The sequence below is a fragment of the Gemella bergeri ATCC 700627 genome (assembly GCF_000469465.1).
Classification (GTDB): domain Bacteria; phylum Bacillota; class Bacilli; order Staphylococcales; family Gemellaceae; genus Gemella; species Gemella bergeri.
Map to the genome: position 1 here is coordinate 1 of NZ_KI271858.1, position 21,428 is coordinate 21,428.

21 protein-coding genes and 1 riboswitch are annotated in these 21,428 nt (G+C 31.1%); of the genes, 10 read left to right on the top strand and 11 right to left on the bottom strand.

Going from position 1 to position 21,428, the window contains the following annotated elements; all coding sequences use genetic code 11:
• Positions 1–30: 30 nt before the first annotated feature.
• From tuf to HMPREF1983_RS05545, 6 genes are all read right to left on the bottom strand, one after another.
• Positions 31–1,218: an elongation factor Tu gene (gene tuf / locus HMPREF1983_RS05520; RefSeq protein WP_021753309.1), complete on the bottom strand. Its 1,188-nt coding sequence runs from the start codon at positions 1,216–1,218 to the stop codon at positions 31–33.
• Between the two features lie 115 nt (positions 1,219–1,333).
• Entirely contained in the window at positions 1,334–3,409 is a 2,076-nt protein-coding gene (fusA, locus tag HMPREF1983_RS05525; protein WP_021753310.1) for an elongation factor G, read from the bottom strand.
• A gap of 104 nt (positions 3,410–3,513) precedes the next feature.
• Entirely contained in the window at positions 3,514–3,984 is a 471-nt protein-coding gene (rpsG, locus tag HMPREF1983_RS05530; RefSeq protein ID WP_040461137.1) for a 30S ribosomal protein S7, read from the bottom strand.
• Between the two features lie 49 nt (positions 3,985–4,033).
• Positions 4,034–4,453 (bottom strand): 30S ribosomal protein S12, encoded by a 420-nt coding sequence (gene rpsL, locus HMPREF1983_RS05535; protein WP_021753312.1) that lies wholly within the window; start codon positions 4,451–4,453, stop codon positions 4,034–4,036.
• A 465-nt stretch (positions 4,454–4,918) separates the two neighbouring features.
• A complete protein-coding gene (locus HMPREF1983_RS05540) occupies positions 4,919–6,262 on the bottom strand; it encodes a DUF438 domain-containing protein (protein WP_021753313.1) in 1,344 nt (447 codons plus the stop codon).
• Positions 6,262–6,495: a DUF1858 domain-containing protein gene (locus HMPREF1983_RS05545; RefSeq protein ID WP_021753314.1), complete on the bottom strand. Its 234-nt coding sequence runs from the start codon at positions 6,493–6,495 to the stop codon at positions 6,262–6,264. Before HMPREF1983_RS05545 ends, HMPREF1983_RS05540 begins: the two co-directional genes overlap by 1 nt.
• Positions 6,496–6,692: 197 nt before the next feature.
• Positions 6,693–6,797: riboswitch (TPP riboswitch) on the top strand.
• 38 nt (positions 6,798–6,835) lie between these two features.
• Here HMPREF1983_RS05545 and HMPREF1983_RS05550 point away from each other — a divergent pair.
• From HMPREF1983_RS05550 to HMPREF1983_RS05565, 4 genes are read left to right on the top strand one after another with little or no spacing between them, the layout of a single operon-like run.
• Positions 6,836–7,120, top strand: a complete 285-nt coding sequence (locus HMPREF1983_RS05550; protein WP_021753315.1) for a thiamine-binding protein — start codon at positions 6,836–6,838, stop codon at positions 7,118–7,120.
• Positions 7,095–7,880, top strand: a complete 786-nt coding sequence (locus HMPREF1983_RS05555; protein WP_021753316.1) for an ABC transporter permease — start codon at positions 7,095–7,097, stop codon at positions 7,878–7,880. Before HMPREF1983_RS05550 ends, HMPREF1983_RS05555 begins: the two co-directional genes overlap by 26 nt.
• On the top strand, positions 7,861–8,859 hold the full coding sequence (locus HMPREF1983_RS05560; RefSeq protein WP_021753317.1) for an ABC transporter substrate-binding protein: 999 nt from the start codon (positions 7,861–7,863) through the stop codon (positions 8,857–8,859). Before HMPREF1983_RS05555 ends, HMPREF1983_RS05560 begins: the two co-directional genes overlap by 20 nt.
• Positions 8,859–9,581 (top strand): ATP-binding cassette domain-containing protein, encoded by a 723-nt coding sequence (locus HMPREF1983_RS05565; protein WP_021753318.1) that lies wholly within the window; start codon positions 8,859–8,861, stop codon positions 9,579–9,581. The genes HMPREF1983_RS05560 and HMPREF1983_RS05565 overlap by 1 nt, the downstream gene beginning before the upstream one ends.
• A 175-nt stretch (positions 9,582–9,756) precedes the next feature.
• Here HMPREF1983_RS05565 and HMPREF1983_RS05570 read toward each other — a convergent pair whose 3' ends face one another.
• Together HMPREF1983_RS05570 and HMPREF1983_RS05575 are read right to left on the bottom strand one after the other, a co-directional pair.
• Positions 9,757–10,908 carry a chloride channel protein gene (locus tag HMPREF1983_RS05570; protein ID WP_021753319.1) on the bottom strand — a complete coding sequence of 384 codons (1,152 nt, stop codon included), beginning with the start codon at positions 10,906–10,908 and terminating at the stop codon, positions 9,757–9,759.
• A gap of 240 nt (positions 10,909–11,148) precedes the next feature.
• Positions 11,149–12,054 carry a YitT family protein gene (locus tag HMPREF1983_RS05575; RefSeq protein WP_021753321.1) on the bottom strand — a complete coding sequence of 302 codons (906 nt, stop codon included), beginning with the start codon at positions 12,052–12,054 and terminating at the stop codon, positions 11,149–11,151.
• 169 nt (positions 12,055–12,223) lie between these two features.
• Between HMPREF1983_RS05575 and pssA the strand changes: the two genes are divergently transcribed.
• Positions 12,224–12,742, top strand: a complete 519-nt coding sequence (pssA, locus tag HMPREF1983_RS05580; protein ID WP_021753322.1) for a CDP-diacylglycerol--serine O-phosphatidyltransferase — start codon at positions 12,224–12,226, stop codon at positions 12,740–12,742.
• Positions 12,743–12,840: 98 nt separating this feature from the next.
• Here pssA and HMPREF1983_RS05585 read toward each other — a convergent pair whose 3' ends face one another.
• Positions 12,841–13,605 carry an alpha/beta fold hydrolase gene (locus HMPREF1983_RS05585; protein ID WP_021753323.1) on the bottom strand — a complete coding sequence of 255 codons (765 nt, stop codon included), beginning with the start codon at positions 13,603–13,605 and terminating at the stop codon, positions 12,841–12,843.
• Positions 13,606–13,748: 143 nt separating this feature from the next.
• On the opposite strand from HMPREF1983_RS05585, the gene HMPREF1983_RS05590 reads away from it, so the two are divergent.
• Positions 13,749–14,999: a peptidoglycan bridge formation glycyltransferase FemA/FemB family protein gene (locus tag HMPREF1983_RS05590; protein ID WP_040461139.1), complete on the top strand. Its 1,251-nt coding sequence runs from the start codon at positions 13,749–13,751 to the stop codon at positions 14,997–14,999.
• 387 nt (positions 15,000–15,386) lie between these two features.
• Here the strand turns inward: HMPREF1983_RS05590 and HMPREF1983_RS05595 are convergent, their stop codons facing one another.
• Both HMPREF1983_RS05595 and HMPREF1983_RS05600 read right to left on the bottom strand, forming a co-directional pair.
• Complete coding sequence (locus HMPREF1983_RS05595) at positions 15,387–16,565, bottom strand: AAA family ATPase (protein ID WP_021753325.1); 1,179 nt, start codon at positions 16,563–16,565, stop codon at positions 15,387–15,389.
• 306 nt (positions 16,566–16,871) lie between these two features.
• Positions 16,872–17,750, bottom strand: coding sequence for a YitT family protein (locus HMPREF1983_RS05600; protein WP_021753326.1), 879 nt, complete (start codon positions 17,748–17,750; stop codon positions 16,872–16,874).
• Positions 17,751–17,921: 171 nt separating this feature from the next.
• Here HMPREF1983_RS05600 and cysS point away from each other — a divergent pair, with 171 nt between their 5' ends.
• From cysS to HMPREF1983_RS05620, 4 genes are read left to right on the top strand one after another with little or no spacing between them, the layout of a single operon-like run.
• Positions 17,922–19,319 carry a cysteine--tRNA ligase gene (cysS, locus tag HMPREF1983_RS05605; RefSeq protein WP_021753327.1) on the top strand — a complete coding sequence of 466 codons (1,398 nt, stop codon included), beginning with the start codon at positions 17,922–17,924 and terminating at the stop codon, positions 19,317–19,319.
• Entirely contained in the window at positions 19,304–19,735 is a 432-nt protein-coding gene (locus HMPREF1983_RS05610) for a Mini-ribonuclease 3 (protein ID WP_021753328.1), read from the top strand. Before cysS ends, HMPREF1983_RS05610 begins: the two co-directional genes overlap by 16 nt.
• A complete protein-coding gene (rlmB, locus tag HMPREF1983_RS05615) occupies positions 19,719–20,528 on the top strand; it encodes a 23S rRNA (guanosine(2251)-2'-O)-methyltransferase RlmB (RefSeq protein WP_021753329.1) in 810 nt (269 codons plus the stop codon). The genes HMPREF1983_RS05610 and rlmB overlap by 17 nt, the downstream gene beginning before the upstream one ends.
• A gap of 11 nt (positions 20,529–20,539) precedes the next feature.
• On the top strand, positions 20,540–21,424 hold the full coding sequence (locus HMPREF1983_RS05620; RefSeq protein ID WP_021753330.1) for a YwqG family protein: 885 nt from the start codon (positions 20,540–20,542) through the stop codon (positions 21,422–21,424).
• The last annotated feature ends 4 nt before the right edge of the window (positions 21,425–21,428 follow it).

Consider the following 21,428-nt stretch of genomic DNA (forward strand, 5'->3'; position numbering starts at 1 on the left):
CTATCAGTCCTATATTTTGTAGATCCTAAATTATTTAATGATTGAAGTAACAACACCTGAACCTACTGTACGTCCACCTTCACGAATTGAGAAACGAGTTCCTTCTTCGATAGCGATTGGAGAAATAAGTTCAACATTGATAGCTACGTTATCACCAGGCATTACCATTTCTGTACCTTCAGGTAATGTAACTACTCCAGTTACGTCAGTTGTACGGAAGTAGAATTGCGGGCGGTAGTTACTGAAGAATGGAGTATGACGACCACCTTCTTCTTTAGATAATACATACACGTCTGCTACGAATTGAGTATGTGGAGTAATTGTTTTAGGAGCTGCTAAAACTTGTCCACGTTCGATATCTTCACGAGCAACACCACGTAATAAAGCACCGATATTGTCTCCTGCTTCAGCGTAATCTAATAATTTACGGAACATTTCTACTCCGGTTACAGTTGTAGAAGCCGGTTCATCAGTTAAACCAACGATTTCTACTACATCACCAACTTTAACTTGTCCACGTTCAACACGTCCTGTAGCAACTGTACCACGTCCTGTAATTGAGAATACGTCCTCAACTGGCATCATAAATGGTTTTGCATTATCACGTTCTGGAGTTGGGATATATGTATCAACAACTTCCATAAGTTCAATAATAGCTTTTTCTGCTTCAGGATCACCTTCAAGAGCTTTAAGAGCAGAACCTTTGATTACAGGTAGATCATCTCCATCATATCCGTATTCAGATAATAGTTCACGAACTTCCATTTCAACTAGTTCTAATAACTCTTCATCATCTACCATATCGCATTTGTTTAAGAATACTACAATTTTAGGTACCCCAACGTTACGTGATAATAAGATGTGTTCACGAGTTTGAGCCATAGGACCATCAGTAGCAGCGATTACCAAGATAGCTCCATCCATTTGTGCAGCACCTGTGATCATGTTTTTAACATAGTCAGCGTGTCCTGGGCAGTCAACGTGTGCATAGTGACGTGTTGGAGTTTCATATTCGATATGAGAAGTGTTAATTGTGATACCACGTTCTCTTTCTTCAGGTGCATTATCGATAGAAGCATAGTCTTTAGCTTCTCCACCATAAGTTTTAGCCAAAACAGTTGCAATAGCTGCTGTTAAAGTTGTTTTACCATGGTCAACGTGACCAATTGTTCCAATGTTAGCATGTGTTTTACTACGGTCAAATTTTTCTTTTGCCATTTTATAAAATCTCTCCTTAAAGTTAATTTAATATACATTAGCCACATAGTATTCTATGATAACTATATTTTATAATGTTACAATAAAAATTGCAACTATAAAGGGTAACTATTTACTACCCTTTATTTTTTTTGATAATTTCTTCTGAAATTGATTTTGGTACTTCTTCATAGTGATCAAATGTCATTGTGTAAGTACCACGTCCTTGAGTTGAAGAACGTAAAGATGTTGCGTATCCGAACATTTCAGATAGCGGTACTTGGGCAGCTACCACTTGTGCATTACCACGAGCTTCCATACCTTCCACACGACCACGACGTGAAGTAATATCTCCCATAATATCTCCTAGATATTCTTCAGGCATAACTACTTCAACTTTCATAATCGGTTCTAAGATAACAGGATTACATTTTTTAGCTGCTTCTTTAAGTGCTAATGATGCTGCTACTTTAAACGCCATTTCAGATGAGTCGACATCATGATATGATCCATCAAACAATTTAGCTTTAACATCAATTAATTCGTATCCTGCCAATACACCGTTTGCCATAGAATCTTTAAGCCCCGCTTCTACCGCCGGAATATATTCACGAGGAACTACCCCACCGACAATAGCGTTTTCGAATTCAAATCCTGCTCCCGGTTCATTTGGAGTGAATTCAATCCATACGTCCCCATATTGTCCACGACCACCAGATTGACGAGTGAATTTACCTTGTACTTGTGCAGATTGTTTGAATGTTTCACGGTATGATACCATAGGCGCCCCTACTGTACATTCAACTTTAAATTCACGACGCATACGATCTACAATAATATCTAAGTGTAATTCACCCATACCGGCAATGATAACTTGTCCGGTTTCTTCATCTGTACCTGCACGGAATGTTGGGTCTTCTTCTTGAAGTTTCTGTAAAGCTGTAGCCATTTTATCTTGGTCAGCTTTAGATTTCGGCTCAACAGAAAGTTGAATAACCGGTTCCGGAAATTCCATTGATTCCAAAATAACTTCGTTTTTCTCATCACAAAGTGTATCACCGGTAGTAGTGTCTTTAAGACCTACTGCTGCTGCAATATCCCCTGCATAAACTTCTGAAATTTCGTTACGAGTATTAGCGTGCATTTGTAATATACGTCCTACACGTTCACGTTTACCTTTTGTTGAGTTTTTAACATATGAACCAGATGATAAAACACCTGAATACACACGGAAGAATGTAAGTTTCCCTACAAATGGGTCAGTCATAACTTTGAATGCTAATGCTGAAAACGGTTCTTCATCTGAAGAATGTCTTTCTACTTCTTCATCTGTATCCGGATCTGTCCCTTTAATAGCCGGTACATCTAATGGTGATGGTAAGTAGTCTACTACTGCATCAAGCATTGGTTGTACCCCTTTATATTTGAACGCCGAACCGCACACAACCGGGAAGAATTCTACTGATAAAGTAGCTTTACGAATTACAGCTTTTAGATCTGCAACTGTAATTTCTTCTCCACCTAAGTATTTTTCCATAAATTCTTCATCAAATTCTGCTACAGCTTCGATTAATTTTTCACGATATTCTTCGGCTTGATCTTGATATTCCGCCGGAATTTCTTTAACAACAAGATTTTCACCAACGCTACCCTCATTATAGATAGCTTTCATTTCTACAAGATCAATAACACCTTCAAATTGGTCTTCTGCACCGATTGCTAATTGAATCGGATGTGCATTTGCTTGTAGTCTGTCATGAATTGTTCCTACTGAATATAGGAAGTCAGCCCCTGTTTTATCCATTTTATTAACGAATACAATACGAGGAACCCCATAAGTTGTCGCTTGACGCCAAACAGTTTCAGTTTGTGGTTCAACACCAGATTGAGCATCAAGAACAGCAACAGAACCGTCAAGTACACGTAATGAACGTTCAACTTCGACTGTAAAGTCTACGTGTCCTGGTGTGTCAATAATATTGATTCTGTGATTTTTCCATTCGGCAGTTGTTGCAGCAGATGTAATTGTAATCCCACGTTCTTGTTCTTGTTCCATCCAGTCCATTTGTGAAGCACCTTCATGTGTTTCACCTATTTTATGAATTTTCCCAGTGTAGAACAAGATACGCTCTGTTGCAGTAGTTTTACCTGCGTCAATGTGAGCCATGATACCGATATTACGAGTATCTTTTAAAGAAAATGCTCTAGCCATGAGTCAATTTTCTCCTTTCATATAATGTTTAAATATTTTTGACAATGTCTATTTTATAGTGAAAAACTCAAGCTAAGATCCTAGCTTGATATTCACCTTATTTATTACCAACGATAGTGAGCAAACGCTTTATTAGCTTCAGCCATCTTGTGAGTATCTTCACGTTTTTTAACTGCTGAGCCTGTATTGTTTGCTGCATCTAGGATTTCATTAGCAAGACGTTGTTCCATAGTTTTTTCTCCTCTTAAACGAGAGTAATTAACTAACCAACGCAATCCCAATGTAATTCTTCTTTCAGCACGTACTTCCACCGGTACTTGGTAGTTAGAACCACCTACACGACGAGCACGTACTTCTAGTACAGGCATAATGTTGTTTAATGCTTCATCAAACACTTCCATAGCATCACGACCTGATTTTTCTTTGATTATATCAAATGAAGAATACAGAATTCTTTGAGCTGTACCGCGTTTACCATCTAGCATTAATTTATTTATCAATTTTGTAACTAATTTTGAGTTATAAATTGGATCTGGCAAAACATCACGTTTTGCAACCGGACCTTTACGTGGCATAATGTTGCCTCCTTTCACGAAATTCTTTTATCAAATTATTTTCAAATTATTATTTTTTCTCTTTTGGTTTTTTAGCACCGTATAGAGAACGTCCTTGTTTACGGTCGTTAACTCCTGCAGTATCTAAAGCTCCACGAATAATGTGGTAACGTACCCCCGGTAAGTCTTTTACACGCCCTCCACGAATAAGTACAACACTGTGTTCTTGAAGGTTGTGTCCGATACCCGGAATATATGCTGTTACTTCGATTTGATTTGATAAACGAACACGCGCATATTTACGTAAAGCTGAGTTAGGTTTTTTAGGTGTCATAGTCCCAACACGAGTACATACTCCTCTTTTTTGCGGAGAAGAAATATCAGTTTCTTTCTTTCTTTGAGAGTTATACCCTTTGTTAAGAGCTGGTGAATCTGATTTTGATACTTTTGATTTACGAGGTTTACGAACTAATTGATTAATAGTTGGCATTTCTTTGGTTTCCTCCTTTCCATAAAAATTTTATTTTTATTATGAATCACATATCCAGGTGGTTCATAAAATTACAATTTTTTTTAGCCTAGCGGCTTTACACAGAGCGTTTAAAACACTCACGTACTAAATAATAACATTTTTTTTTTTTATTGTCAATAGTTTTTTTAATTTTTTCTACTACCTTATATCCCTATTTAATAATATCTTATTTTTACACATAACCGGGTGTATCGCAAAAATTATCTAAATAAAAATTTTTATATAAACACCATTATTTTTTGTTTGTTTATGTTAAAATTATTTACGTCAAATATCCTTTTGTAATTTATTGTTTTCACACTTTTTATTATATTTGAGTATTTGTCTTTTTGTATACAATAAATAATACGGGAATGGAGTTTTTTCCATTCTCGTATCATTATACAACCAAAAAAACTGGTTGCTCCACCTAATTCTTTTTTCTTACTCTATATCACGATAATAATCGCTTGTTATTTCACGATATGGTTGTATATCCTGAACATATTCAAGGACACCTTGAAATTCATTGTTATTATCATATACTCCTGCATAAGTTATATGGACAAACTTATCACGTGATTTAGATTTAAACCACATTTCATATTTATCTTTTTTTCCATCACGCAAATTTTTAAAAATTGTACGTACTTTTTCTAAATGTTGTGGAGGATGACAAAGTTCAACATTACGCCCAATTTGACTTGGAGTGCGTTTAAATATCATCTCATCACTTGGCACATTATCATTATAATATTGAAATATATCATCTTTGTTAACAAAGGTAATTTCCATCGGTAAGTGGTTAAGTATTAAATTTGCTTGTTCTACTGACAAATATCCGTTACCAAAAGATTGTTCACTATTTCTGTCAACAACCTTATTCTCATTTTTTTTAGGTTTAAAAGTGATGGTAATCTCACCTTCCGGAGTGTCTACAATTTTTTGTATTAAATTATTTTCTTCATTAGATATTTTTTGTGTTTCTTTTGAATTTTCTATTTCTTTTCCAAATGACTCCCTATGTGGAACCCATTTTTCTGTCGGTTTAATTATTGCATACCCATACGCATCACTCTCTTTAGCTATGTTTAACCAATCATCTTGATTAAATGTTTCCATAAGAATCATAAGCAATATGGATTCTTCCTTAAAAATCATTTCTTCAAATTCTTTAACAAAAACTTCAAAACTTGCTTTAACTTTTTCTATATCAACATTAGGAAGTTTTTCTGCATCTTTTGAGGCATTATTAAATAATTTCCGTATTTTATCATCCACACCCCACATAACTTTAGGTGGTGCTGTATGACCATAGCGTTCCATAATAGGGAACATCAATTCTTCTTTTCGACGATAATGTATATCAAACTGACCTAATAAATTTAATTGACGAAAAAGTCCCTTTAACACTTCTTTTTTAGTCATTTCATCCGTTATTTTTACATAATTTGTCAAAATACGTCTTATACGCATGATGGTAGCTCTAAGTGCAAAATTTTCTTGTTTAAATATTTGAACAGGGTGTCCCGGATGTTCTGTATCCGCAATTTCTACATTTTTTATTGCCCCTTTAAAAAGATTGGCATGAACATTACATAATTTCATTACATCTTCAAATGTAACACCTGAGTTAGAATTCATAAGTTCATGTTCCATAAGGCTAATTTCTATCGCCGATACTCCTGAAAAATGCTTATCAAATTCTTCTTGAACAGATTCTGCACTCTCTCCATTATGCAAACGTAACAAAATAGATTTTAAAACCTCTATACGTTTAGTAGCCATTAATCCAGTCCTACCACTTCATATCCATTTGCTTTCAATGTAGAAATTATTTTTTCCAACTCTATCCCTGCCAACTTAGAACCCATTTTCAACGATGTTTTTCTACCTATGGTATTTCTCATAATAGGATTGGCTAACGGTTTAAACCCTAAATCTACTAAAATATCCAACACCTCCGGATGTTTATCTACAACCTCTGCTACCGGAATACTCACATCAATAATATTATCCATTTTACTAACCTCATTTCTTTTTTCCTGTGGATTTATTATATCACATCCTAAAATTTTTCTCTAACAATTATAAATATTTATTATTAATTGATATATTTGTAAATATATATAATATGGTTCACTTATTTTTACAACATTTTTAAATTGTAAATCTTCACTTTAAGCATTTTTATTGTTTTTCTTTAATGATATGTTATAATAACTTATACGGGAGTCTGTAAACAGTCTGAGAGGAAATTTTATAATTTCGACCGAACCTGATCTGGATAATGCCAGCGTAGGGAAGTTAATCTTAAAGACCATAATTAGACCCCTTAAACTTATAAGGAGGTTTTTTATTTTGCAAAATTGCAGTATCGCTTTACAAATTCTTCCATTGGAAAAAGATGATATTGGAAGATTAAAAACTATTGATAAAGTTATAAACTTTATTTTATCAAAACATTCCACCGCCGTCGTTACGCCGTTTGAAACGGTAATCGAAGGTGATTTTAATGACTTAATGGCGACTTTAAAAGAATGTTTACTTATCGCTGGGGAAAATTGCAATAATATTTTTGCTAATGTAAAAATTAATTACGGGAGTATTTTAACGATTGATGAAAAAATTAGTAAATTTAATTAATAAATATACCAGTGCTATTACTATGATCTTTCTACTTATTATTTGGCAAGGAGCGGGATATTTGAATCTACTCCCAAAATATATAATTCCTACTCCGACAGAAATAATACATGCTTTTATAAAAAATTATAAAACATTAATTTTTCATAGTAAAATTACTTTAATAGAGGCTATTATCGGGTTATTTTTAGGAATCGTAATAGCTTGGCTCTTAGCTTTAATAATGGATAGCATCCCCGCCTTTAATAAAGCCATTTATCCGCTTTTAGTTTTAACACAAACTATCCCAACTATAGCTATAGCACCTATACTTGTTTTATGGTTAGGCTACGGCCTCACACCTAAAATAGTATTAATAATACTTACTACAACTTTTCCGATTATTGTCAGTATTCTCGATGGTTTTAGAAATTGTGATAAAGACATGATTACTCTACTCAAACTTATGAATGCCGGCAAACTCCAAATACTCTGGCATGTCAAAATCCCGAATAGTCTTTCATATTTTTATGCAGGGCTTCGTGTAAGTGTATCATATGCTTTTATCGCTGCAGTAGTTGCCGAATGGCTTGGTGGTTTTGAAGGACTTGGTGTTTATATGATTAAAGCTAAAAAATTATTTGAATATGATACTATGTTTGCGATTATTATTCTAGTATCAATAATTAGTTTGCTAAGTATTCAATTAGTAAAACTAAGTGAAAAGAAAATTATTAAATGGAAATATATAGGAGACAATTATGAAAAAAATAATAGTTAGTTTATTTGCTGTTGTTCTTGCTGTAACACTTACAGCTTGTGGTACTAATAAACAAAATACAGAACAAAAAAAAGATTTAAAAAAAGTGGATTTCGTTTTAGATTGGGCGATAAATACAAATCATACCGGACTTTTTGTTGCAAAAGAAAAAGGTTATTTTGCTGAAGCAGGTATTGATTTTGATATTAAACCGGCACCGGAAGACAGTACTTCTGATTTAATTATTAATAATAAAGCGCCATTTGGAATTTATTATCAAGACACTATGGCTAATAAACTTTCTAAAGGAGCAGGGATCACTGCTGTCGCTGCAATAATAGAGCATAATACTTCCGGTGTTATTTCATTAAAAAAAAGTAACATTAAAGAACCTAAAGATTTAGTAGGTAAAAAATATGGAACATGGAATGATCCTGTGGAGCTTGCCATGATTAAATCATTAGTTGAAAAACAAGGTGGAGATTTTAGCAAGATAAAACTCACCCCTAATACAGACACTAATTCTGTCACTCCAATGGAAAATGGAGCATTTGATGCTGCATGGATTTATTATGCGTGGGATGGTAAGCTGGCTGAATCTATGAATCTAGATATTAACTACTTCTACTTAAAAGATTTTGCTAAAGAACTGGACTACTATTCTCCGGTAATTATCGCTAACAACGATTATTTAAAAGAAAACAAAGAAGAAGCAAAAAAAGTTATTCAAGCAATTAAGAAAGGATATGTCTATGCAATGGAACATCCTGAAGAAGCTGCTGATATTTTAATCAAAAATGCACCGGAATTAAAAGAAAAACGTGATTTTATAATTAATTCACAAAAATATTTATCAGAACGTTATGCAACGGATAAAAATAAATGGGGCGAATTTGATGCTGAACGTTGGAATGCTTTTTACCGTTGGGTAAACAAAAATAACATCGTTGAAAAACCTCTAGCAGATAACACAGGATTTACCAATGACTTTGTAAAATAATGACTGTATTATCAATAAAAAACTTAACTTATAGTTATCCAAATAATGATATATTAAAAAATATTAATATCCATGTTAACAGTGGAGAGATAGTTTCCATCCTTGGGGGAAGCGGTATCGGTAAAACAACTTTGTTTAATCTTATCGCCGGCATAATAGAACTTAGTCAAGGGGAAATAGCAATAGAAAATAACACTAACTTTAAAGGTAAAGTCAGTTATATGCTACAAAAAGATTTATTACTCGAACATAAAACTGTTATCGGTAATATTATTCTTCCTTTACTAATAAAGAAAATTAAGAAAAAAGAGGCCGAAAAAGAAGCTATTGAAAATTTAAAACTCTTTAATCTTTACGAATATAAAGACAAATATCCCAGCGAACTCAGCGGCGGTATGCGTCAACGTGTTGCACTTCTTAGAACTTATATGTTCAAACAGAAATTATTTTTACTGGATGAACCGTTTAGTGCTTTGGATGCAATTACCAAGATATCCCTTCACAGTTGGTTTTTAGATATTAGTCGTACTTTGAACTTGACTACATTACTTATCACCCATGACATAGATGAGGCTATTGAGCTTAGTAACAGAATATATATCATTAAAAATAAACCGGGAGAAATAGTTTCTGAATTAACTATTAATCTTGACAAGACTAAAGATAAAGACGAACAAAAACTGCAATACAAAAAAGAAATCTTAAACATTCTTGGGTTATAAAAGGTTGATCTAAAAGCTACAAATTCAAATAGAATTTTCTTATTAGCGGTTGACCATAGCGGTTCATTGATTTTGATATTCGCTTTAAGGAGCTTCTTCAAAATCTAATGAGCCGTGCAGAGAGCGACTTATAAAATCTATTTCCAATGAAATCACGATTTTCAAGTCGCTTTCTCTATTCATAAATACTGTATTTTCGGTTAATAAAATAAATAATTAACGCAGGAAACGATGCTAAAAACATTAGCTTAATTCCAAACACTTCTAATACTAATAAAATCGGTGTTAAAAATGATTTTGTAGCAGATGAAAAAACTAATGAGTACCCTATACCTGCTAAAATATAAATCGGTAATCCTAATGTTTCGGATAATACAACTCCCAAACTTGCACCTATCGCAAATAATGGAGTTACCTCTCCACCGCTAAAACCAACAGCTGTACATATTACTGTTAACAACAATTTCAAAATAAAATCATACCTTGTTATTTGATCGGTATCAAAAAAAGAAAAATTTATTAAATTTGTCCCCAATGACGTATACCTAAATTGAGTTATAAAGCTGATAATTATAAATAACCCTATCAAAATCCAAGTAATAATTTTACTTATCCCTGTTATTTTTTTTAGAAATTTCTGAATAATCACAAACAACATTCCAACTAAAATAAAACATATACTTGCCATTACAATTTTTAAATACATTTCCAAGGTTATATTTTTAAAACTAAAATCAGCAAAAACAAAAAACTTTTCTAAACCTAATAAATCTGACACCTTTGTAGCAGTAAAGGAAAATACTACGTAAGATACTAATTCGCATAAAAACACCCTTGTGATTTTTATTTTTTTTCTAGTTATCTCTAAGATAAAAAATAATGCTGCTAACGGCGTTTGAAATAACACAGAAAACCCACAAATCATACCCAATCTAATTAAATAACTGCATTGATCGGCACTAAATTTTTCATCTGCAAAATTTTTCCCAATCGTTCCGCCAAGCTGAACCGCAACACCTTCTCTTCCTACACTTACCCCTGTTAAATGTGCAAAAAATGTATTTATTACCAATAAAATCGGAAAATACCAACTTATTTTTTTAGTATTTGTCTGTATGCCGGTAATTAAATATTTCATTCCTATATCACCGGTTTTAAAATATCTATTACTATGTTTAGTAAATATCAATACAACCGGAGTTAAATAGATTAAATATTGATAATAATTTTTTCCATACTCTATTAAAAATAATAATACTTGACCAAAGTATGAACAAGTTACACTTGTCAAAAAGACAATTATTAATGCTCTTATATAAAATTTCAATTAAAATCAATACCCCTTTCTACTCAATTAATATTAAATTTTCTAAACCTTGTATATTTCTTTTTAATTTTTATGCTAAACTACCTAAAAAAGTGGAATAAAAAATCTTGATTTTATAAATCAATTTTACTATCCCACTCTTGTAAATCTGTTAAACTTTTTATAAACTCGGTTAAAAAATATATTACAATTAATGCAATGCGTCCTATTTTATCACTTTTAAACCACTTAAATCGTTTTTTATTTCTTACTCTTCTTAAATTTTATTTTCTTAGGTTGATCAAAACTAAATCCTTCCCCTATTACATCGTGAACTTCGGTAATAGTTAAAAATGCGTTTGGATCTATTTCATATACCAATGACTTTAATCTACCTATCTCCGTTCTTGCAACAACACAATAACCTATATTCATATCTTGGCGTGAGTAACTACCTTGACCTTTTAAAAATGTTAACCCACGTTTCATATCTGTATTGATTTTTTCTGTTATTTCATCTATTTTTTTAGACATTATCATAACACCTTTACCCGGAACTCCACCTTCAACAAAAACATCAATTAACTTAGTGCTAATGTAAACATAAATTAAAGTATATAAAATTGCAGGATAACTTTTTAATGCCATAAAGTTTAGGAGCAAAATTACTCCGTCTATTATTTGGATAACTCTGCCCACAGAAATACCAAAATGCAACTGAATAATTTTAGCTATAATATCGACACCACCGGTAGTACCACCAAAAACAAAAACAGTACCTAACCCAACACCTGCTATAATTCCACCAAAAACAGCAGCTAACAATCTATCTCCACCAATATCTATTACAACATGATAATTTTCAAAAATATTTATCCAAAGTGTCAACATAATAATACCATAAATCGTATAAATCATTGTTTTTTTATCCAACATTTTATACCCCAATACTAATAATGGAATATTTATCAGCAAAGTCCCATATGATACCGGAAATCCAAAGGCATACCATAAAAATAATGCTATTCCGGCTCCGCCGCCTTCTGCAAGATGATTCGGTACATTAAAATGTAAAAGTGCAAAAGAATACACTGCACATCCGAGCATAATAAAAAATAATTCTTTTGCAATTCTTTTTTTATTAACTACCTTTTTTTCTTGTTTCATAACAACCTCCCGAAAATATTAATCACATAATAATTATATCAATATATTTTTTAAAAAACAATATTCTTCAAAAAATATTTTTGAATTACCGAAAAAAATCTTATATTTTTTTAGACATTCTCAACATTTTATACTATAATTATATGTATCAATATTGGAGGGATAAGTCATGAATAAAAATTTCATACCGAATTATCTTACCCTTGGAAATATATTCTGTGGTTTTACTTCTATATTAACCACTATTCATGGGTATTATATATGGTCTAGTGTCTTTATTTTTTTAGCAATGCTTGCTGATAGATACGATGGTATCGTTGCAAGAAAATTAGGTGTTTTTTCTGATCTTGGAAAAGAATTAGATTCTTTATGCGATGTTGTGAGTTTTGGTGTTGCCCCAGCAGTTCTTGTTTTTGAAAAATTTGTAACAATTGATAAACCTTCTATTTCCTTAATGGTTATTGTCGCTGTTATTTGTGGAATTTTTGCATGTTGTGGTGCTTATCGCCTAGCAAGATTCAACGTTACTACGATGAAAAAAGGTTTTTATCAAGGTGTCCCTATTACGACATGCGGAACTATTTTGGCTATCATATCATTATTCGGATTACCTAGTATTATAATGCTGATACTTACTCTTTTAGGTTCTTACTTAATGGTAAGCAGTATAAAAATTAAAAAAATATAACTTAAAAATTAAACTCAGAAATTAATCTGAGTTTTTAATTTTTATTAAACAAAATCAAATTGCATGAACAAAATAAAGCATACTTATCAAATTTAATTTTACTCCAAGCAACTGCTAATTACTTCAACTAAACCATTAGGATTATCCCATGCCATAGAGTGTCCTGCGTTAGAAACTATTTTAACAACAATTCCATTCTTTGGCAACTCCTCTAAATCGTCATTCGGCAGAGTTTTTTCTCCGAAAATAAAATATTTCGGTATTGAAAAGCTATAAAACATCTTTCGCCAAGACACTTCCCTATCACTAACTGCATCTTTTGAGATTTGATATGCTGCTTCCGGTAGCCAGTTTTTAAGTGTTGCCGCCCACATTGTATTTTTACCGCTTTCACACAACTCTATCAATCCTTTTAGTCTTTTTTGGTAATCTTCCTCTGTATATTGTGCTACCGCCCAACTACTACGCCCTTTTTTTGCAGGATCTAAATTAGGTTCTGTTAAAATAAGTTTTTCTATTTTTTCTTGGCACAAGGAACATAATTCTATTGAAATAGCTCCTCCCAAGCTATGCCCAAAAAGTATAACCTTGTCTAAATTCAAATCTTCCAAAAATTCACTTAAATATTGTGCATGATTTTTCACATTATACACAAAGTTCAGTGGTTTATCGCTGTATCCGGCTCCCAATAAATCAATTAAAATCTTTCTATGCCCCAAAAATTTTTTATTTGCCGCTATTTCAACATAATCAAATGATCCGGCACAACCCAAACCATGAATAAATATTATAGGTGTTTGTTCCCCCGGAAAATCATTATACCTAATTTTATAATTTCTATTTCTTAATTGATATTCTTTCATAAGTATATTCCCCCATACCTTTTTTATTTTATTATATCATTTATTTACCTCTTCTTCATTTCCTAAATGGTTATTTCTTTTTTTTTCGGTGTATTTATTATATAATCGTATAGATGTTAAAAAATTACATAAGGAGTTTTCTAATGATATTTACCGAAATTAGTAATGATGAATTAAGAAATTTTCAACAAGAAAATAACAAACGTTATTTATTTTCACAATCCTTTGACTTTGCTAATGTATTAAAAACCAAAAAACAAAATTATAAAATATTAGCCGTTAAAGACAACAATAAGATACTTGCTTATGGAGTATTTATCTATTTTCGATATAAAAAATATTTTTATAAAGTTACAGCGCAACATGGACCAATTATGGATTATTCTAATACAAAATTGGTTAAATTTTATTTTGAACAATTAAAAAAATATTATACAAAAAACCTAAGAGTTTTATGTGTTAGAGTAAATCCATTTTTAAATGAAAAAATTTATAACGATGTTAAATTTATTGAGTATAATGAGGAAGCTGTTTCTACAGATAATATTCTAACATCTTTTGATTACAAAGCACTTAACGATGATTTATTTACAAATCCGACATTAGCACCTCGTTGCCTTTACTCAACTGAATTAAAACCAGACTTAACTACAGATAACCTTATAAAAAATATCTCTACAATGGCTAAGCGTTCAATTAACAAAGCTCTTAAAGAAAATATTATTGTTAAAGAAATTGATATTTTTGATAACTATTATTCAAAAATATTTGATAATATAAATAAAAATACTGAAAAAAGAATAAATTTCGAAGTAAGAGATAGTACCTATTTCAAAATTTTAAAAAAAATTTTAAAAGACAAACTTCATTTAATGGTTTCTTATTTAGATTGTGATTTACTTATTTCTAACCTAGAGAAAGAGAATTTATCTATTATTAATGATAAAAGTAATTTAGTAGAAAAGTTAAATAGCAAAAAAATAAATAGAGATAAAACTTTAAACAAAATAGCGAAGTTAGAAGAATCTATTATCTTTAATAATAATAAAATATCAAAAATAACAGACCTTAAAAATATTTACGGAAATATAATTTATCTATCTTGTGCAAGTTTTATTGAATCAAATCAAGACTTTATATACTTTTCCGGTGGTATGATAAAAGAATTATCTAAATTTAACGGTACATATGCTATTATGTATGAAATGCTTAAATATGCTATCGAAAGAAATTTTAAGTATTTTAACTTCTATGGTACTTCTAAAGATTTCGATTCTGAAGATGCAGCCGATTATAGCGTACTTCAATTCAAACGTAATTTTAACGGTAATATTGAATATTTTATGGATAATTATGAAATTCGTAATGCTATTGGAAAAATTTGGAAAATATAAAATTTATAGTAAAAAGAAACAGGATTGACCTAAAAGCCGAAAATTATAATAGAATTCGTCTATTAGTGGTTGTTGATTTAAATAGACTTTAAAAAACTTTTTCAAAATTTAATAAAAATATGTAGGAGCGACTTAACAAAATTGATTTCTAACGAAATCACGATTTTATCAAGTCACTCCTGTTTTTTAAATATCTACAGTGCAATAGTTACCTTATTAATATTTTTTTCATATTCATTCTTTCTTTTATATATGTTAAAACAGCTAAATTTAATTGGTATCTATCAATAATTGTAGGATTATTTTGGCTACCGATTACCATAATATATCTAAATGAAAATTGTTATAATCAAAATTAATATATTTTATCACCTGTTTAATATTCTCTTAAATTTCAATATTAAGACGATCTTTTATAGCTTTAACGGTTTTTTTGTAGTTATCTAAAAAGAAAGTATCTATATCGCTATCAAGAATTAAAAGTTTATCTTTAAACCCATCCTGCTCAAGTAATTCAATAAGATGATTTGTGAAACCGTCACGAATATCTTGGCTTGCCATAGTCATATCACGAAAACCGTCATTAACATAAGCTGATTTCGGTGGAATAAGAACAATAAGATCCCATTTTTCTTTTGAGATAGCCACCTTATATGATAATTTAAGTGCTTGATATTCTTCTTCCGAGATAACACCTTTAAGATAGTAATCTACGTAAGCCATAGTCACGGTAGCATTAGTATCTACAAATACAATACCTGAGTGGCTACCACTATCAATAACATTTGAAGTCTGTTCATTCTGATTAGCAAAAAGACGAATATAATCATTAGTGTCCAGTTCATCATCACGAACATTATAAACTTCCTGATAATGACGTGCATATTCAAGAGATATTGGAGCATTAAAAACACGCCCAAGATCTTTTATAAGTGTTGTTTTACCGCCTGATGCAGAACCTACAACCAACACTTTTTTTGTAAAATGACGTCGAAAAGGCATAGTAATATAACGCCAATAAACTAGGGGATTTTTACGAATTTCAGTTCCGGATACCGGAACTAAAGTACGATCAATAATTGTAATTGCTACTTCTTTTTCTCTAATTTTACCAAAATCATTAATTTGATCCTTAACAACACAATACTCATTAGCAAATACCTTTTTAAAATAACTAAGCAAAGGTTTTTGGTAATCTTCTTCTCCCACATAAAATGTCATTTCTTCAAATTGATAATCAGTATTGTCCTTAATAAGTTTATGAAGAGTTTTAAGCCAAGGCTCCCACCCGTTTGGATAAGCTAACATACCTTCTTCATCAAGTTTATCTACTACTACAAGTTCATCATCATGAAAAACTTCTCTAACATAACGAAAACGGCGATTAAGATGAAGACCATCACGTGTTCCACGATCTTCTTCAGTATTTGTTCCTGAAACAATAATTAAAACCCCATCATTTTCCCGTTTTGCTTTTGTTATAAAATCTACATGCCCTGTGTGCATTGGGGCAAAAGTTCCAAATACTACTGCTAATTTCTTTATTTTTAATAATTTATGCTTCATTTTTTACATTCCTCTTAACATATTAACATACTTTTAATAAATTCCATAAACTGATTTATATTTTAAAAGTTTATTAATCATTTTCTCTAATTCTTTTGTAAAAGTTTAATTTTATTTCAGATACTATTTTTATTATAAAGCACCCCTAAAGTTAATTCTTTTCTTAATCTAACTTTCGAGGTACTTTATTTTAGGTATTTCTTTCTAAATTAAGAATATTTATATTTATTATAATACATTTTTCATTATCTTAATCAGAACTTTATATTGGATACAAATTATAGTTTCCTCGTACTAACTATATTTTTATAACCTATACGAATGTTCTTTGAAATTCCCCATAATTGTATTAACAGCCGTTACCGTAATAAACGCATTCGGACAATTTCGTGCCACTAATTTTTTTAATTGATACATTTCATTTTGTTGTATAACGACTATAATCATACGTTTTTTCATATGACTATATCCCCCTTCAACATCAAGAACTGTTGAACCTCGATGTAATTGATAATTAATAATCTCTACCATTTTCTCCGGACAATCACAAATAATTGTACATTGAATATAAGCTGAAAATAACTTTTGAACACCTTTCATCGTTTGATTTCTTACAAAGCTCATCACCAAAGCATACATTACATATTTAATATCAAAGAAAATCCAAACTATTAAATAAATTGTAATATCTTGTATTAGAAAGACTGTCGGTAAGTTGACTTTTGTTTTTCTTGATAAAAACTTACCTGTTATATCCGTCCCTCCGGTTGAAGCGCCACCGACTAATAAACAGCACATTGCAAGCCCTGAGATAATTCCACTAAATATTGCCGCTACCAAAGAATCTCCCAAGTAAACCGGTGTGATAAAACGAGGTAAATTATTTATTAAAAATGATGAAACGCTAATTACTAATCCTGTGAGTAAGATAAATCTTCTACTAATATATTTATACCCTATATAAAATAACGGTAAATTAAATAAAAATTGTGCCGTCCCTATTTTTATTCCTATTAATTTATTCAGAACTAAGCTAAGTCCCAATGCACCTCCGGCACCAATGTTATTTGCCGGTATAAGTATCCCTGCATAAATTGAAAATAAAAATGTTCCCAGTATTAAAAGAAAAATATTTTTCAAACTCTTATGTTTATTTGTTTCGTAAATTACATTCGACAACATCATAGTAACTATTCCTTATTTTTAATTTTTTAGCTTCTTTTATTGTAATACAAAATAAAAAAAAATCAAGAGATACGAAAATAGAAATTTACAATTTTAATTATTGTAATTTTGTGTTAAAATTTAAGTAATAAGTTTATAAATTTGTATTAATAGTAAATAAGGAGAGCAATAATGATCAAGCTGTATAACACTTTAACCAGACAAAAAGAAAAGCTAAATACCATTGAAGAAGGGAAAATAAAAATGTATGTCTGTGGTCCTACGGTTTACAACTATATTCACATTGGTAATGCCCGTCCTATTATTGTTTTTGATGTTGTTAGAAAATATTTAGAACATAGTGGTTACACTGTTGATTTTATTTCTAACTTTACCGATGTTGATGATAAAATTATTAAAGCAAGCCATGAAGAAAATATTTCAACAGCTGAACTAACCGATAAGTATATCAAAGCCTTTTTCAAAGATTACGACGCTTTAGGATGTAAACGTGCTACTAAAAATCCACGTGTAACTGAATACATAAATGAAATTATCACTTTTATTAAACAACTTGTTGATGAGGGATTTGCCTATGAAGCAGAGGGAGATGTCTATTTTAGAACACGTAAAAAAGAAGATTATGGAAAATTGAGTAAACAATCTATTGATGACCTTATTAGTGGTGCTAGAATTGAGATAGGTGAACACAAAGAAGATCCTCTTGATTTCGCATTGTGGAAAAAAGCAAAACCCGGAGAAATAAAATGGAATAGCCCATTTGGTGAAGGACGCCCCGGTTGGCATATTGAATGTTCTGTTATGGCAAAAGAGACTTTAGGAGCTACCATTGATATTCATGCAGGAGGTCAGGATTTAACTTTTCCTCATCATGAAAATGAAATCGCTCAATCTGAGTGCCATAATCATGCACCTTTCGCTAATTACTGGATGCATAATGCTTTTATTAATATAGACAATGTTAAAATGAGTAAATCACTTGGTAACTTCCGCCTTGTTAAAGACATTATTTCCGAAATTGATCCGATGGTACTGCGTTTATTTATGTTGAGTGTTCACTATCGTACTCCAATTAACTACACAAATGAAAACATTGAGTTAGCCCGAATTAATTTTGAAAAATTAAGAACAGCTTATCATAACTTACAATTTAGGTTAAGCAATGAAATGTCCGTTGAACAGTTGGATAATGCTGTTATAAATGCTATAAATCATGAACTTGAACAATTTGAAATGTATATGCAAGACGATTTTAATACTGCAAATGCTCTATCATCGTGGTATGAAATTGTAAGAATTAGCAATTCTTATACTGCACAAGATAATGTTAATAAAGAAACGCTTGAACTTATAATTGCCGCTTTTGAAACTTATAGCAGCATTTTAGGTATTAATGTAAAAGAAAATAGCAATATCAACAGCATCTATATTGAACAACTAATTGAACGACGTGAACAAGCACGTAAAAACAAGGATTTTGCACTTGCGGATAAAATTCGTGATGATTTAAAAGAACAAGGAATTGTATTAGAAGATACAAAGCAAGGAGTAAGATGGAAAAAGCAATAACATTTAAATTTACAGAAAAAAACTTTGACAATCCAAAACAAATGCAGGCACTTACCCTCGCTTATATTGGTGATAGTATTTATGATATTATAAGTCGTGAATACATTATGAAACATCATCTTGGTAAAATAAATGATCTTCACCATACGGTGTCAACTATCGTTTCAGCTCGGGCGCAAGCCAGATTTATGATGTATTTATTGGAAGAAAATTTTTTAACAGAGGAAGAAAAAAAAATTTACAATCGTGCTAAAAATCAAAAAAATAACTCTAAAGCAAAAAATTCAAGCATTATGGAATACAAACTAGCCACAGGTTTAGAAGCTGTTTTTGGTTATTTGTATTTAGAAAAAAACTTTGAAAGATTGGAGGAGATGTTTAATCACATCATTAAATTTTATGAAAAAAAACAATAAACACTATAAAGAATTACGTCAAAAAAATAAATCTCAATACGAATCTCAAAACGATGACACTGAAATTGACAAAGAGGTAATAGCAGGACGTAATGCAATACTCGAAGCAATAAAGTCAGGACGTGAAATTAATAAAATACTTTTTCAAGAAGGTATTGAAAAAGGACGTTTAAAATCTATTTTCACTATTGCAAATGAAAAAAAAATTATTTGCCAAGAAGTTCCAAAGCGTAAACTTGATAACTCAACTACCGAACGACATCAGGGAGTTATCGCTTATGTTGCACCATATAATTATTTTGAACTCGACGAAGTGATAAACACTTTGGAAATTAATAAAAATACTACATTACTAATCCTAGATCACATCGAAGACCCTCATAACCTTGGAGCAATTATTCGCTCCGCTGAAGCATGCGGTGTTAAGGCGGTTATTATTCCGAAACGTCGTGCAGCTGTTATTAGTCAAACAACTGTTAAAGCCTCAGCCGGTGCTATTGAGTATATACCGGTAATACGTGTGTCAAATCTAGCTGATACGATTAAAAAACTTAAACAAGTCGGTTTTTGGATTGCAGGAACAACACTTTCAGAACGTTCTGAAGATTATACCAAAATTGCTAAAGACGTACCGCTAGCTATTGTTATTGGTAATGAGGGTACAGGTATAAGTAAGGTAATTGCTGATGAATGTGATTTCTTATACCATTTACCGATGCTTGGGAAAATACAAAGTCTTAACGCATCCGTTGCCGCCGGTATAGTGATGTATGAAAGAATAAAAGATAATTAGGAGGATAAACTATGATACTTTTTATTGATTACAACGATATAGACAATTTTTTAACAAAATTCAAAAAAACAACTGAAACTGAAGTTATTAAAATAACACCTATTCCTAATACTCCAACAAAGATCACAAATAGTAAGTTTGGCGGTGTTTTTTACCTACCAAAAAATGCAGAAATTCCCACTAATAATAAAGGTGAACAGTTAACATTTCTTGCTCAAATAAATTGTGAAGAATTACCGAAAAATAATATTTATCCAAAAAGTGGTATTATGCAATTTTGGATTTACGGTGGAAGTCCTGATTTAGGTGCTGATTTTGAAGTCGACTACAACAATATTAATTCTAATACTAATAAACGAGTACTTTATTATCCCGATGTTACCGAGCATTATAGCGAAGATGAAGTAACTACATTATATCAACCAAAAAGTTTTGAAGAAGAAACTGGAAATACTACGTTAACTCCACTAATGAAAGGTTCTCCTTTCGGATTATCATTTGAACTAGACAAACAATCTATGACACCATCAGATCACCACTTCGATGCTCATTTTGTTAAAGAATGGAATAAAAGATTTCCATCATTTAAAATAGAGTTAGATTGGACGGAGCTATATATATATGATGAAGAACTTTATGATTATATAGAAGAACAATTTAATGAAAATTTCTCCGCTGCCCAAATAGGAGGTTTCCCTTCATTTACTCAATGGGATCCACGTTTTAAAGATGAATTTAAAGATTATAATATTTTATTGCTTCAAATTAATTCATATGATAATCCTGAATGTAAAATTATGTGGGGAGATTGTGGTGTAGGTAATTTCTTTATTACCAAAAAACAATTAAAAAAACTGGATTTTTCTAAAATTCTTTATACTTGGGATTGTTATTAAACAA

Excerpts from the sequence above, each read along its gene's own strand:
- tuf (WP_021753309.1), bottom strand. The coding sequence starts at position 1,218 with ATGGCAAAAGAAAAATTTGACCGTAGTAAAACACATGCTAACATTGGA.
- fusA (WP_021753310.1), bottom strand. The coding sequence starts at position 3,409 with ATGGCTAGAGCATTTTCTTTAAAAGATACTCGTAATATCGGTATCATG.
- rpsG (WP_040461137.1), bottom strand. The coding sequence starts at position 3,984 with ATGCCACGTAAAGGTCCGGTTGCAAAACGTGATGTTTTGCCAGATCCA.
- rpsL (WP_021753312.1), bottom strand. The coding sequence starts at position 4,453 with ATGCCAACTATTAATCAATTAGTTCGTAAACCTCGTAAATCAAAAGTA.
- HMPREF1983_RS05540 (WP_021753313.1), bottom strand. The coding sequence starts at position 6,262 with ATGGCTACTAAACGTATAGAGGTTTTAAAATCTATTTTGTTACGTTTG.
- HMPREF1983_RS05545 (WP_021753314.1), bottom strand. The coding sequence starts at position 6,495 with ATGGATAATATTATTGATGTGAGTATTCCGGTAGCAGAGGTTGTAGAT.
- HMPREF1983_RS05555 (WP_021753316.1), top strand. The coding sequence starts at position 7,095 with ATGAAAAAATTAGTAAATTTAATTAATAAATATACCAGTGCTATTACT.
- HMPREF1983_RS05560 (WP_021753317.1), top strand. The coding sequence starts at position 7,861 with ATGAAAAAAATAATAGTTAGTTTATTTGCTGTTGTTCTTGCTGTAACA.
- HMPREF1983_RS05565 (WP_021753318.1), top strand. The coding sequence starts at position 8,859 with ATGACTGTATTATCAATAAAAAACTTAACTTATAGTTATCCAAATAAT.
- HMPREF1983_RS05575 (WP_021753321.1), bottom strand. The coding sequence starts at position 12,054 with ATGAAACAAGAAAAAAAGGTAGTTAATAAAAAAAGAATTGCAAAAGAA.
- pssA (WP_021753322.1), top strand. The coding sequence starts at position 12,224 with ATGAATAAAAATTTCATACCGAATTATCTTACCCTTGGAAATATATTC.
- HMPREF1983_RS05585 (WP_021753323.1), bottom strand. The coding sequence starts at position 13,605 with ATGAAAGAATATCAATTAAGAAATAGAAATTATAAAATTAGGTATAAT.
- HMPREF1983_RS05590 (WP_040461139.1), top strand. The coding sequence starts at position 13,749 with ATGATATTTACCGAAATTAGTAATGATGAATTAAGAAATTTTCAACAA.
- HMPREF1983_RS05595 (WP_021753325.1), bottom strand. The coding sequence starts at position 16,565 with ATGAAGCATAAATTATTAAAAATAAAGAAATTAGCAGTAGTATTTGGA.
- HMPREF1983_RS05600 (WP_021753326.1), bottom strand. The coding sequence starts at position 17,750 with ATGATGTTGTCGAATGTAATTTACGAAACAAATAAACATAAGAGTTTG.
- cysS (WP_021753327.1), top strand. The coding sequence starts at position 17,922 with ATGATCAAGCTGTATAACACTTTAACCAGACAAAAAGAAAAGCTAAAT.
- HMPREF1983_RS05610 (WP_021753328.1), top strand. The coding sequence starts at position 19,304 with ATGGAAAAAGCAATAACATTTAAATTTACAGAAAAAAACTTTGACAAT.
- rlmB (WP_021753329.1), top strand. The coding sequence starts at position 19,719 with ATGAAAAAAAACAATAAACACTATAAAGAATTACGTCAAAAAAATAAA.
- HMPREF1983_RS05620 (WP_021753330.1), top strand. The coding sequence starts at position 20,540 with ATGATACTTTTTATTGATTACAACGATATAGACAATTTTTTAACAAAA.